This window comes from Micromonospora sp. NPDC049679 (assembly GCF_040659735.1).
GTDB lineage: Bacteria > Actinomycetota > Actinomycetes > Mycobacteriales > Micromonosporaceae > Micromonospora_I.
In genome coordinates this window covers 64614-77327 of record NZ_JBFANZ010000008.1, presented here as the reverse complement: position 1 = coordinate 77327, position 12714 = coordinate 64614, and the positions used below count along the sequence as shown (strand labels likewise).

Genomic DNA, 12714 nt, shown 5'->3' with positions numbered 1-12714 from the left:
CCTCAGGCATTCGCGCGGCAGCCGCCGCGCTTCCATCACGATCCGAAAAATTCACAAGCTTCAGTTGGTACGGCCGGCGGCCGGCTCGGCTGCCGGCGGCTGCGTCCCGCCCTGCTGCAGCCGGGCGGCCGCAGCGGCCCGCAGCGCCTCGATCTCCCGCTCGAAGTCGCCGAGCGAGTCGAACGAGCGGTAGACGCTGGCGAAGCGGAGGTAGACCACCTCATCCAGCTCCCGCAGCGGCCCGAGAATCGCGAGCCCCACGTCGTGGCTGGGGATCTCCGCCGCGCCCTTGGCCCGGACGGTCTCCTCGACCTTCTGGGCGAGCAGGGCGATCGCGTCGTCGTCGACCGGCCGCCCTTGGCATGCCTTGCGCACTCCATCGATGATCTTCGTCCGGCTGAACGGCTCGGTCACCCCGCTGCGTTTCACCACGGCGAGGACGGCCTCCTCGACGGTGGTGAACCGCTTGCCACACTCGGGGCAGGACCGGCGCCGGCGGATCAGCTGACCGTCGTCGGCTTCGCGCGAATCCACGACGCGCGAGTCGGCGTGACGGCAGTATGGGCACCGCATGCCGGGCCTCCTTCCGATCAACGTGGCGTGACCGCGCCCACGCCACCGATGCGAGACACGCGACACCGCAACGGTCGACCGCCGGAGGCGGCCGCCGCTGTGTGTCACGGCAGAAGCGGTGCGGGGCGGTGACCCCAACCTGTGGACGACTTACGCCCTTGTAACTACTAGATGTTGGGGTTGACGCTATGCCGCCCACGAGCCGGGGTCAAGTTGACGCGCGTGTCGTGGCGCGAGTTCATCTTCGTAACAGCGATGCCCCTTGCCGGGTTACCGGTGCGCGGGGAACGTCATCGCGGGGCCGGGATAGATGGTGCCGGCTCCGCGCTCACGGCCATCCGCGATCCGCCCGATTGTGACCAACGGCTCCGCCCCCCGTGGCCTGGCGGACTAATCCGAAAGTGTCAGCGCCGTCCCCGATCGCAGCGATAGAACATGCGTACGATTGTGTAGCAGAACCGGGGTGCGGAGAGGCGGTTTCCGCGAACGACACGCCGCACCCACGTCGTACAGATGTTTGAAACTGGCCGATCGCACCGATACGGTCTTGAGCACCGACGTCGGTCGCCTTCGCGGCAAACCCGACGTCAGCAACACGGACGCACCACGAGCCGCCAAGGCACTCACCGCCGATCAGGGAGGACGGACGTGTCGACCGACGACCGGACGAGCCGGCAACAGCACCCGGAGAAGACCGCCGCCAAGGCCACCGCACCGGCGGCCACGGCCAGTCGGCGGCGGAGCGCGACCCGCGCGCGCAGCGGGGAGCCCCAACTGCGGGCCGTCACTCCGGTGGTCAGTTCCTTCCCCGACCCCGTCGCCGTGGACCTGACCGCCCGCCAGCGCCGCATCCTGGAGTTCATCCGGGACTGGGTGGAGCGTTACGGATACCCGCCGAGCGTGCGGGAGATCGGCGAGGCGGTGGGCCTGGTCTCCCCGTCGAGCGTCGCCTACCAGCTCAAGGAGCTGGAGCGGAAGGGTTTCCTGCGGCGCGACCCCAACCGGCCCCGCGCCGTCGACGTCCGCCCCCCGAGCGACCTGATCGACGACGAGACGATGCGGGCCCAGCGTCCGACGCCCGCCTACGTGCCGATGCTCGGGCGGATCGCCGCCGGTGGCCCGATCCTCGCCGAGCAGGCCGTCGAAGACGTCTTCCCGCTCCCGCGTGAGCTGGTCGGCGAGGGCGATGTCTTCATGCTGCAGGTAAAGGGCGACTCGATGCTGGAGGCGGCGATCTGCGACCGCGACTGGGTCGTCGTGCGCCAACAGCCGACCGCCGACTCGGGCGACATCGTCGCGGCGATGCTCGATGGTGAGGCGACGGTGAAGACGTACCGCCGACGCGACGGGCATGTCTGGCTGATGCCCGCCAACCCGGCCTTCGACCCGATCGCGGGCGACGACGCGACCATCATGGGCCGGGTTGTCGCGGTGCTCCGCCGCATCTGAGCGGCGCGATCTCCCTGTCTAGCCGCCCCCGCTGGTCCCGACGTGGACGAGCGGGGGCACTTTTTTGATCCGGTCAGCGGTAGCCGTCGCCGTTGTCCGGGTAGCCGCCGCGCCGCCCCGGCGGCTGCTGCCCGTACGTCCCGGCGCGATTGCCGTCGTAGTCGTCCTCGTCGCCACGGCCATGGGGGGGATAGCCAGCACCGCGACCGCCACGACGGTGGTCCTCGTCGGGACGATCGTCGCGGCCGTAGCCCCCGCTCACCGGCTCCGCGCCGTAGCCGCCGGCAGCGGGGCCCGGCCGGCGACCGGACGGAGCGGCGCCGTAGACGCCCCCGGACCTCGCCGGGCCAGCGCCGTTGAGCGCTCCCGCGCCAGCGCCGTTGGGTGCGGCAGCGCCGCCGTAGACGCCGCCGCCGGGCCTGGGCGCCGCAGCAGCACCGCCGTAGACCCCACCACCGGGCCTGGGTGCCGCGGCGGCGCCACCGTAGACCCCGGCGGCCGGGTTGACCGGCTTCGCGCCGCCTCCGTACACGCCGGCGGAGGGACGGGGTCGCTGGCCCGCCGGCTCGAATGCGTCCGCGTCCGGCCCCGGCTCACGACTGCCCTGCTGCCCCGGGGCACGCACAGCCGCGACCCCGGCGCTCGGAGCGCTGCGTGCGCCCTTGCCGCCACTGTCGCCGTCAGCGCCCGCCGGATCCTTGCGCGGGGTACGCCGCGCTCTGACGATCCCGAAGATGCCGACCCCGACCAGGATGGCGCCGATGACGCCGACCGCGCCGACCAGGTAGTTGATGTCCTGGAGCGTGAGTTTGTCCGTCCACGACTGGCCGTCGGCCTTCCCGGCCGCGGCGTCCGCGGCCGGCTGGGCGAGAGTTGTCGCGGGGGTATAGCTCTGGATGACGACCTGGGAGTCCTCGCTTTGGGACCCGAGGTCGGAGACGGTGACGAACGTCTTGCCGTCCGGCGTGTAGGCGATCGCCTCGCCGAACTCGTCGCCCAGCGCGGTGACCCGCGGCTTGCCCGTGGTCAGCGCCTTGACGATGTCACCGCCGGCGACGTCCCACTCGAAGGCGTCGGCGTACGTGCGCAGCGCGACCCGCGCCCCGTCGGGCGAGCGCGCCGCGCCCGTCACGGTGAGGCGGCCGGCCGCGCCGAGGAGGACGGTTGTGCTGGTCTTCGGGAGTGTGATCTCGCCGACCTGCTGCAACGGCACCGGCGTCTCGTTGTTCTTCTTCAGCGGTGCGGACGGGCGGAAGATCTCCGCCTTGCCGCCGGTCTTCGTGATGATGATCGGCGAGCCGTCGTCGGCGATGAGCAGCGCCTCGGCGTCGTGCGGCTTGTTCTGCGGATAGCTGACCCGGTGCAGGACCGGCTTCGTGGAGCCGTCCACCGGCATGCTCCAGAGCGCCACCCTGGTCCGCCGCTCGGTGGCCGTGGCGTTGTCGCCGATGTCGCCGATCCAGACCGTCTTGCCGTCGGGCGAGAGAGCGAGATCCTCGGGGTCGCGCGGCTCGGTCGGGAACGACACGGTGTCGACGACCCTGCACGTTTTGTCGAGGAAGAAGACCGGTTTTTTTCCGGGATCGTCCGTGCTGTCGTTGATCACGATGTAGCCCTTGGCCGTCGCGATCATCCCGGAAAGCTCACGTAGCCGCTGGTCCTTGGCCGTGCAGGCCTTCTTGCCCACGGCGACCTGGCCACCGGCCCCGGACGGTGCCGGCGCCGGTGCGGCACGGGCCGGGCCGCCGCCCACGATCAGGGCGACCAGGCCGAGGGCAACCATGGTCGGGGACAGAACACGCCGCATCCGATCAGTGTCGCATGCTCGGCGCGTCTGCCGCGGAACGCCGTGATCAATCACTCAGCGTGATCGACTCACGGCCTTTCGGTGATCCCGTGGCGCGCGAGCTCGGCGGCCAGCCCTTCGTCGACCCGTACGTGCAGCTGCGTGCCCACCTCGGTGTGCGTGCTGCGCAGCACCTCGCCGCGGCGGTGCACCTCGGAAACGAGATCACCCCGGTCGTACGGCAGGGTCACCCGCACCTCGACGGCCGGCCGCGGCAGCCGCGCCTCGATCGCCGAGCGCAGACCGTCGAGCCCTCGATCGGCCCAGGCCGAGACGAAGATCGCTTCCGGCCAGATCCGCTTGAGCCGAAGCAGCGTCTCCTCGTCGGCCGCGTCGATCTTGTTGACCACCAGCAGCTCCGGCAGCCGGTCGGCGCCGACCTCGGCGAGCACCTCACGCACCGCGCGAACCTGCTCCTCCGGATCGGCGTGGGCGCCGTCGACCACGTGCACGACCACGTCGGCGTCGGCCACCTCCTCCAGCGTCGAGCGGAACGCCTCGACGATCTGGTGGGGCAGGTGCCGGACGAAGCCGACCGTGTCCGACAGGGTGTAGACCCGGCCGTCGGCGGCGTGCGCCCGACGGGTGGTCGGGTCGAGGGTGGCGAAGAGCGCGTCCTTGACCAGCACGCCGGCGCCGGTCAACCGGTTGAGCAGGCTGGACTTGCCGGCGTTGGTGTACCCGGCGATCGCGACGGCCGGCACGGCGTTGCGGGCCCGGCGTGAACGCTTGGTCTGGCGCACGGTGCGCATGCCCTTGATCTCGCGGCGCAACCGGGAGATCCGGGTGCGGATCCGCCGCCGATCGGTCTCCAGCTTGGTCTCACCGGGACCACGCAGACCCACCCCGCCGCCCGCGCCACCGACGCGGGCACTACCGCCGGCCTGGCGGGAGAGCGCCTCACCCCAACCGCGCAGTCGCGGCACGAGGTATTCCAGCTGGGCGAGCTCGACCTGCGCCTTACCTTCCTTGCTCTTCGCGTGCTGGGCGAAGATGTCGAGGATCAGGGCGGTCCGGTCGATGACCTTGACGTTGACGGCCTGCTCCAGGTTGCGCAGTTGCGACGGGGAGAGCTCACCGTCGCAAATCACCGTGTCCGCACCGCTGGAGAGGACCACGTCGCTCAACTCCTGGACCTTGCCCCGCCCGATGTAGGTGGAGGGATCCGGCCGGCCGCGACGCTGGATCAGCCCTTCGAGCACCTGCGACCCGGCCGTCTCGGCGAGCGCGGCGAGCTCGGTCATCGAGTTCTCCGCGTCGGTGACGCTGCCGTCCCAGACGCCGACGAGAACGACCCGCTCGAGCCGCAGTTGCCGGTATTCGACCTCGGTGACGTCGGTCAGCTCCGTGGAGAGCCCCGCGACCCGCCGGAGCGAGTTGCGGTCCTGCAGTTCGAGCTCGCCCATGGTGGCTTCGACCTCGTCAACGCGATCCGGGAAACTGATCGGCGAGTCGTTGGTCCGATTTGTATGCAAAAGCTTCCTCCTCCGACTTCGATCGTGACACGCCCGGCCGTTCGGCGCATCCACAAATCGTGGTCAGCGACACGCCGGGATGAGGTGACTCACCGGTAACCGGGGCGCGGACGTCGCCGCGGACGGACGCGTAAGAATTGCCAGGCAGCGGCCGAGCGGCCGCGGCCACCACAACCGGAGGGACCCCGTGGCGACCACCCGCCTGCCGAGCGCCGGATTCTCGATCACCGTTCGGATCAGCATCACCGCCGACGCGTCCGCGATCGGGCGGCTGACCACCTGCGTCGGCGAGGCCGGCGCCATCGTCACGGCCCTGGACGTGGTCGACTCCGACCCGGTCAGCGTGATCGTCGACCTCACCTGCGACACCGCCGACTCCGGCCACGCCGACCAGGTCGTCAAGGCGCTCGAGGCCCTCGACGGCGTCGAGGTGCGCAAGGTGTCCGACCGGACGTTCCTGCTGCACCTCGGCGGCAAGATCGAGGTCAACTCGAAGGTCGCGCTGCGTACCCGCGACGAACTGTCCCGGGCGTACACCCCGGGCGTGGCCCGGGTCTGCCTCGCCATCGCGGAGAACCCCGCCGACGCCCGGCGACTGACCATCAAGCGCAACACCGTCGCGGTGGTCACCGACGGCTCCGCCGTGCTCGGCCTGGGCAACATCGGCCCCGCCGCCGCCCTGCCCGTCATGGAGGGGAAGGCCGCGCTGTTCAAGCGCTTCGGCGGGGTGGACGCCTGGCCCGTCGTGCTGGACACGCAGGACCCGGACGAGATCGTCGCGATCGTCAAGGCGATCGCCCCCGCGTACGGGGGAATCAACCTGGAGGACATCGCCGCGCCGCGCTGCTTCGAGATCGAGGCGCGGCTCCGCGACGCGCTGGACATCCCGGTCTTCCACGACGACCAGCACGGCACGGCGATCTGCGTGCTCGCCGCCCTGACGAACGCGCTGCGCGTCGTGGGCAAGCGCCTCGAGGACGTCCGGGTCGTCGTCTCCGGCGCCGGCGCCGCCGGCACCGCGATCATGAAGCTGCTGCTGCGGCAGGGCGTGGGCGACATCATCGCGTACGACCGGCCCGGCGCCCTGCACCGCGGCCTCCCCGACCTCAACCCCGACTGGCGGTGGCTGGCCGAGCACACCAACAAGGGCGAGTACGCCGGCGACCTGCGCGGCGCGGTGCGCGGCGCGGACGTCTTCATCGGGGTGAGCGCCCCCAACCTGCTCACCGGGGACGACATCGCGACGATGGGCGAGAAGTCGATCGTCTTCGCGCTCGCCAACCCCGACCCCGAGGTCGATCCGCGCGAGGCGCGCAAGCACGCCGCCGTCGTCGCCACCGGCCGCTCCGACCAGCCGAACCAGATCAACAACGTGCTCGCCTTCCCCGGCGTGTTCCGCGGCATGCTCGACGCGCACGCGGAGGAGTTCACCGAGGAGATGGCGCTCGCGGCGGCCCGGGCCATCGCCGACGTCGTCGGCCAGGAAAAGATCAACCCGACCGTCATCGTGCCGAGCGTCTTCGACCCCCGGGTGGCTCCGGCGGTCGCCGCCGCCGTGCGCGCCGCCGCCCAGACCTCCGCCGCGCAGGCGCCGGTGAGCGCTTCGGTCGCCGACGAGCCCGCCATGGCCGTCGAGGAGTCCGCGGCGCTGCTGGCCCTGGGCGAGCAGACGCTGCGCACCGACTCCTGACCTCCGCCCGTCGATCAAGGACTTACCCGTCGATCAAGGACGTATTCACACGATTGAAGATCGTTGCACGCGAATACGTCCTTGATCGACGCGGAGGTCCTTGATCGGCGCGCAGGTCAGTGATTGGCGCAGACGCGTCAGTGGGACTGCAGCGTGGCGATGTCGACCTCGCCGTACGCCACCAGCACGGCCGGACCGGCGAGCCAACAGCTCTCGGCGTCGAGGGTGACGGTCAGCCGCCCACCGGGCACGTCGACCGCCACCACTCCCCCGTCGAGGCCGGCGTCGCGGAGCGCGACCGCCGCCACCGCGCATGTCCCGGTGCCACAGGAGAGCGTCTCCGCCGACCCGCGCTCGTAGACCCGCATCCGCACGTGCAGGTCGACGCCGTCGACCGCGTCGGCCGGTGCGACGAACTCGACGTTGACGCCGGCCGGGAAGAGCGTCGGGTCGAATCCGGGCGAGCGGGTCAGATCCAGGCCGTCCAGGTCGAGGCCGGCCGGCAGGGCGCACACCAGATGCGGGTTGCCGCAGTCGACCGCCACGCCGGGGATCGTCAGACCGCCGATGGTCGCGGTGCTCGTGTCGTACACCCGAAGTTTGCCCATGTCGACGGAGATGGACTCCGGCCCGACCAGCGCGCGCACGACGCCGGCCCGGGTGGCGACCGGCAACCCTTCAGCCGTCCCGCGCACCCCGATCGAGTCCAGGTAGCGGGTGAAGACCCGCACCCCGTTGCCGCACATCTCGGCGAACGACCCGTCGGCGTTCCAGTAGTCCATGAACCACTCGGCCTCGCCCGCGTAACCGGTCGCGTCGGGATGGTCCGCCGCCCGGACGACCCGCAGCACGCCGTCCGCGCCGATCCCGCGCCGCCGGTCGCAGAGCGCCGCCACGAGCGACGGGGTCAGCGGGAGCTCACCCGCCGGGTCGGGCAGGATCACGAAGTCGTTGCCGGTGCCATGGCCTTTGATGAACTGCACGTCACCCATCATTCCCGAGTGCCGGCGCAGGCCCGCAGGGCGGCCCCGACGAAGTCGGTGGCGGCGGAGTCGAGCCAGACGATGCGGGGGTCGCGGCGGAACCAGGAGCGCTGGCGGCGGACGAACCGGCGGGTGGCGCGGACGGTCTCGGCGCGTGCCTCCTCCTCCGACCAACTTCCGTCGAGACAGCGGAGCACCTGCTGGTAGCCGAGGGCGCGGCTGGCCGTACGCCCCTCGCGCAGCCCCGCTCCGGTCAGCTCCCGCACCTCCGCGACCAGCCCCGCCGCCCACATCCGGTCGACCCGGGTCGCGATCCGCTCGTCGAGGAGGTCGGTGGCGAGGTCGACGCCGATCTGCACCGCGTCGTAGTACGGCCGGGGAGCCGGCAGCGAGGCGGCGAAGGGCGCGCCGGTCAGCTCGATCACTTCGAGGGCACGGACGATGCGCCGCCCGTTACCGGGCAGGATGCTCGCCGCGGCGGCCGGGTCGGCCTCGCGGAGCCGGGCGTGCAGCGGCGCCGGACCGACCGCCGCGAGTTCGGCCTCCAGCCGGGCCCGCAGCACCGGATCGGTGCCGGGGAACTCGAACTCCTCCAGCACCGCCCGGACGTAGAGACCGGAGCCGCCGACCAGCAGCGGCACCCGGCCACGGGCCCGAATGCCGTCGATCGCGGCGCGCGCCAGCCGCTGGTACTCCGCCACGCTGGCCGGTTCGGTCACCGGCCAGATGTCGAGCAGGTGGTGCGGCACCCCTTCGCGCTCGTCCGGGGTCAGCTTCGCCGTGCCGATGTCCATCCCCTGGTAGAGCTGCATCGAGTCGGCGTTCACCACCTCGCCGTCGAGGGCGTGCGCGAGCGCGATGCTCAGCGCCGACTTGCCGGCGGCGGTCGGGCCGACGACCGCGATGACCGTCACTGTGCCTGCCTTCCGTTCGCGACTGCGGGGCTCGCAAGCTCACTCCTCGCGCTCTCCGGGATCCTGCTCCAGCTCGCGACGAAGTAGGCCACCCCGTAGGGCGCGGCGTGATAGGAGAGCGCGCCGCGCCACTCGCCGCCGGCCGCCTCCGCCGCGCCGGCGAGCACCTGCCACGGCGCGCGGCCGGCCACCATCAGCTCCGCCGAGAGACGGAGGTCCAGGTCGCGCAGGGCGGCGGCGTCCGCGCAGGCGAGGGCTGCGGCAACCCCGTCGTCGTACGGCTGCGCGCGCGGGTCGTCGTACCCCGGTGATTTTTCTCCGCGGCAGGCGGACCCGTCACCCATCACGAGCAGCGCCCAGGGCTCGTCGGCGTCGAGCTGCCGACCGAATTCGGCGCAGTCCGCGGGCGCTGCGTCGCGGCGAACCGTCGCCATCCGGTAGGTGACCGGCTGGGCGGGTGTGAATCCGCGCCCCACCAGCCAGGCGCCGATGGTCAGGCTGAGCGGGAGCGGCTCGGTCGGCGGGCCCGCCGACGGCGGCCCGAGGTGCACGTCGAGCGGCAGTCCCCACGGGCGGAGGGAGCCGCGGAAGGGAAACGTGTATTCGTGCTCGCGCTCGTCGACGCCGATCACGACGAGGGTGCGGGCGCGGGAGTCGGCCAGCCGCGCCAGCGCGGCGTCACAGGCGGCTCGAAGCTCGTCGAACTCGGCGGCGGCGCCGGCCGCGAGCTCCGGCACGATCATGGGCGGATGCGGGCAGACTGCGGCGGCGACCAGAGGCACGGCCCCACGGTAGCCGGCAGGGGACTTTACACCCGCTGCCACCTCAGGTCCCGCGTCCCAAGGACACCGTATGGTCACGGTCGGCGATAGGCGCTCGACGCGGACCGGGTGGGACCTGTGACAATGCCGGGAGAAACTTCTGCGCTGTGGCGGCGCTCGCCGGGGGACCCCCGTCCGGCGGCGCCGGGAGAACGAGGATGAGCACATGAGCGACTGGACAGCCTTCGGGCGGGTCGACGCGGACGGCACGGTCTACGTCAAGACGGCCGAGGGCGAGCGCGTGGTCGGTTCCTGGCAGGCAGGGGCGCCGGAGGAGGGCTTGGCGCACTTCGCCCGCCGCTTCGCCGACCTGGTCACCGAGGTCAACCTCACCGAGGCGCGCCTCAACTCCGGCGCGGCGGACGCGGCGCACTCGCTGTCGACCATCCGCCGGCTGCGGTCGTCACTGGCCGAGGCGCACGTGGTCGGCGACATCGACATGCTCGCCGCGCGGCTCGACAAGCTCACCGCCGTGGCCGAGGAGAAGGCCGGCGAGGCCAAGGCGGCCAAGGAGGCCGCCCGCACCGAGGCCCTGGCGCGCAAGACGGCGCTGGTCGAGGAGGCCGAGAAGCTGGCGGCCGAGTCGACCGGCTGGAAGACCGCGGGCGACCGGCTGAAAGAGATCCTCGACGAGTGGAAGACCATCCGCGGAGTCGAGAAGAAGGCCGACGGTGAGCTGTGGAAGCGGTTCGCCGCCGCCCGCGACGGCTTCACCCGCCGGCGCGGTGCCCACTTCGCGACTCTCGACGCGCAGCGCAAGCAGGCCCAGGGCGCCAAGGAGGACCTGGTCAAGGAGGCCGAGGCGCTGGCCGACTCGACCGACTGGGCGGCCACGGCCAACCGGCTCAAGGACCTGATGGGCGAGTGGAAGGTCGCGCCGCGCGCCTCCAAGGAGGCCGAGCAGAAGCTCTGGGAACGGTTCCGCGCCGCCCAGGACGCGTTCTTCTCCCGGCGCAGCGAGGTCTTCTCGGCGCGGGACGCCGAACAGAAGGGCAACCTGGACCGCAAGCAGGCGCTGCTCGCCGAGGCGGAGGCGCTCGACGTCGACACCGACCCGCGGGGCGCGCAGGCGAAGTTCCGCGAGATCCAGGGGCAGTGGCACGACGCGGGTCGGGTGCCCCGGGAGGCGGCGACCACCCTCGACCGGCGGTTCCGCGCGGTGGAAGAGAAGCTGCGTCAGGCGATGGACTCCGCCTGGCGGCGCACCGAGCCCTCCGCCAACCCGCTCCTCGTGCAGATGCGCGAGCAGGTCGCCGAGGCCGAACAGCGGCTGGCACGGGCGCAGGCGGCCGGCGACGCCAAGCGGATCCGCGAGGCCGAGCAGGCACTCGCTTCCAAGCGGCAGTTCCTGCAGCTCGCCGAGCAGGCCAGCTAGCTGGCACGACAGATTGGGCCCCTGCTCCGCGTGGAGCAGGGGCCCTTGTCGTCGTGGTCGCGTCAGTCGCAGCCGCAGGCCGACGCGGGCGCGGCCGGCGGCGCGCCGAGCGTGGGCAGCCCGAGCAGCACCCCGGGCGTACGCGGAGCGACTCCCGCCTCGTAGGCGTCGCCGGCGCGCGTCCGGCGGTGCGAGACCGGCTCGTCGTCGGCGTTGAGGTGGTGCGGGGCGGCGTAGGTGACGGTGGCGTGCACGATGTCGCCCGGCCGGACCTCTCCGTCGTAGGATCCGGCGTCGAAGTGGACCAGCCGTCCGTCGCGGGCACGCCCCGACATCCGGCCGGTGCGCTGGTCCTTGCGCCCCTCCCCGAGGGCGACCAGCACCTCCACGGTCTCCCCGACGAGCTTCTTGTTCTCCGCCCAGCTGATCTCCTCGACCGTGGCGATCAGCCGCTCGTACCGCTCCTGCACGACCTGCTTGGGAAGCTGGCCGTCCATCGTGGCGGCCGGCGTGCCGGGGCGCTTGGAGTACTGGAAGGTGAACGCGGAGGAGAAGCGCGCCTCCCGCACGACGTCGAGGGTGCGGACGAAGTCCGCCTCCGTCTCGCCGGGGAAGCCGACGATGATGTCGGTGGTGATCGCGGCGTCCGGCATGGCGGCCCGGACCTTCTCGATGATCCCGAGGTAGCGGTCGGCGCGGTAGGAGCGGCGCATCGCCCGCAGCACGTCGTCGGAGCCGGACTGCAGCGGCATGTGCAGCGAGTGGCAGACGTTGGGGGTCTCGGCCATCGCGGCGATCACGTCCTCGGTGAAGTCCCTGGGGTGCGGGCTGGTGAAGCGGACCCGTTCCAGCCCCTCCACGTCACCGCACGCGCGCAGCAGCTTGCCGAACGCCAGCCGGTCGCCGAACTCGACGCCGTACGAGTTGACGTTCTGCCCGAGCAGCGTCACCTCCAGGACGCCCTCGGCGACCAGCGCGCGCACCTCGGCGAGAATGTCGCCCGGACGGCGGTCCTTCTCCGTGCCGCGCAGCGACGGCACGATGCAGAAGGTGCAGGTGTTGTTGCAGCCGACCGAGATCGACACCCAGCCGGCGTACGTCGACTCGCGGCGGGTCGGCAGCGTCGACGGGAAGACCTCCAGCGATTCGAGGATCTCCACCTCGGCGGCGGCGTTGTGCCGGGCGCGTTCCAGCAGTGCCGGCAGCGACCCGATGTTGTGGGTGCCGAAGACCACGTCCACCCAGGGCGCCTTGCGGACGATCTCGCCGCGGTCCTTCTGGGCCAGGCAGCCGCCGACCGCGATCTGCATGCCCGGGTGCTTGTCCTTCACCGGCCGCAGGTGCCCGAGGTTGCCGTAGAGGCGGTTGTCGGCGTTCTCGCGTACGGCGCAGGTGTTGAAGACCACCACGTCCGGATCATCGGAGGTGGCCGCGCGTACGTAGCCCGCCTGCTCCAGCAGGCCGGAGATCCGCTCGGAGTCGTGCACGTTCATCTGGCAGCCGTAGGTGCGCACCTGGTAGGTGCGGGACAGGCTGCTCTCGGCTGCGGTAGTCATGATTGTCACCAGAGTATCCGGGCCATCCCGAG

Annotated in this window: 9 protein-coding genes and 1 pseudogene; 3 read left to right on the top strand and 7 right to left on the bottom strand. The window is 71.8% G+C overall.

The features are described from left to right. Positions 1-60 precede the first annotated feature (60 nt). A complete protein-coding gene (gene nrdR / locus AB0J06_RS07805) occupies positions 61-573 on the bottom strand; it encodes a transcriptional regulator NrdR (protein ID WP_357425835.1) in 513 nt (170 codons plus the stop codon). 648 nt (positions 574-1221) lie between these two features. Between nrdR and lexA the strand changes: the two genes are divergently transcribed. Then, positions 1222-2022, top strand: a complete 801-nt coding sequence (lexA, locus tag AB0J06_RS07800; protein ID WP_357425833.1) for a transcriptional repressor LexA — start codon at positions 1222-1224, stop codon at positions 2020-2022. A 73-nt stretch (positions 2023-2095) separates the two neighbouring features. Here lexA and AB0J06_RS07795 read toward each other — a convergent pair whose 3' ends face one another. After that, entirely contained in the window at positions 2096-3829 is a 1734-nt protein-coding gene (locus tag AB0J06_RS07795) for a hypothetical protein (protein WP_357425831.1), read from the bottom strand. A 68-nt stretch (positions 3830-3897) separates the two neighbouring features. Beyond that, a complete protein-coding gene (hflX, locus tag AB0J06_RS07790; protein ID WP_357425982.1) occupies positions 3898-5274 on the bottom strand; it encodes a GTPase HflX in 1377 nt (458 codons plus the stop codon). Between the two features lie 256 nt (positions 5275-5530). Here hflX and AB0J06_RS07785 point away from each other — a divergent pair. Further along, a pseudogene (locus AB0J06_RS07785) lies at positions 5531-6916 on the top strand (NAD-dependent malic enzyme); the annotation flags it as partial. Between the two features lie 254 nt (positions 6917-7170). On the opposite strand, the gene dapF reads toward AB0J06_RS07785, so the two are convergent. The 3 genes from dapF to AB0J06_RS07770 are packed head-to-tail and all read right to left on the bottom strand — an operon-like array spanning position 7171 to position 9673. After that, positions 7171-8016 carry a diaminopimelate epimerase gene (gene dapF, locus AB0J06_RS07780; protein WP_357425829.1) on the bottom strand — a complete coding sequence of 282 codons (846 nt, stop codon included), beginning with the start codon at positions 8014-8016 and terminating at the stop codon, positions 7171-7173. An 8-nt stretch (positions 8017-8024) separates the two neighbouring features. After that, entirely contained in the window at positions 8025-8930 is a 906-nt protein-coding gene (gene miaA / locus AB0J06_RS07775; protein ID WP_357425827.1) for a tRNA (adenosine(37)-N6)-dimethylallyltransferase MiaA, read from the bottom strand. Beyond that, positions 8927-9673: a hypothetical protein gene (locus tag AB0J06_RS07770; RefSeq protein ID WP_357425980.1), complete on the bottom strand. Its 747-nt coding sequence runs from the start codon at positions 9671-9673 to the stop codon at positions 8927-8929. Before AB0J06_RS07770 ends, miaA begins: the two co-directional genes overlap by 4 nt. A gap of 244 nt (positions 9674-9917) precedes the next feature. On the opposite strand from AB0J06_RS07770, the gene AB0J06_RS07765 reads away from it, so the two are divergent. Continuing rightward, positions 9918-11126 (top strand): DUF349 domain-containing protein, encoded by a 1209-nt coding sequence (locus AB0J06_RS07765; protein WP_357425825.1) that lies wholly within the window; start codon positions 9918-9920, stop codon positions 11124-11126. Between the two features lie 62 nt (positions 11127-11188). Here AB0J06_RS07765 and miaB read toward each other — a convergent pair whose 3' ends face one another. After that, positions 11189-12682 carry a tRNA (N6-isopentenyl adenosine(37)-C2)-methylthiotransferase MiaB gene (gene miaB / locus AB0J06_RS07760; protein ID WP_357425823.1) on the bottom strand — a complete coding sequence of 498 codons (1494 nt, stop codon included), beginning with the start codon at positions 12680-12682 and terminating at the stop codon, positions 11189-11191. Positions 12683-12714: the final 32 nt, after the last annotated feature.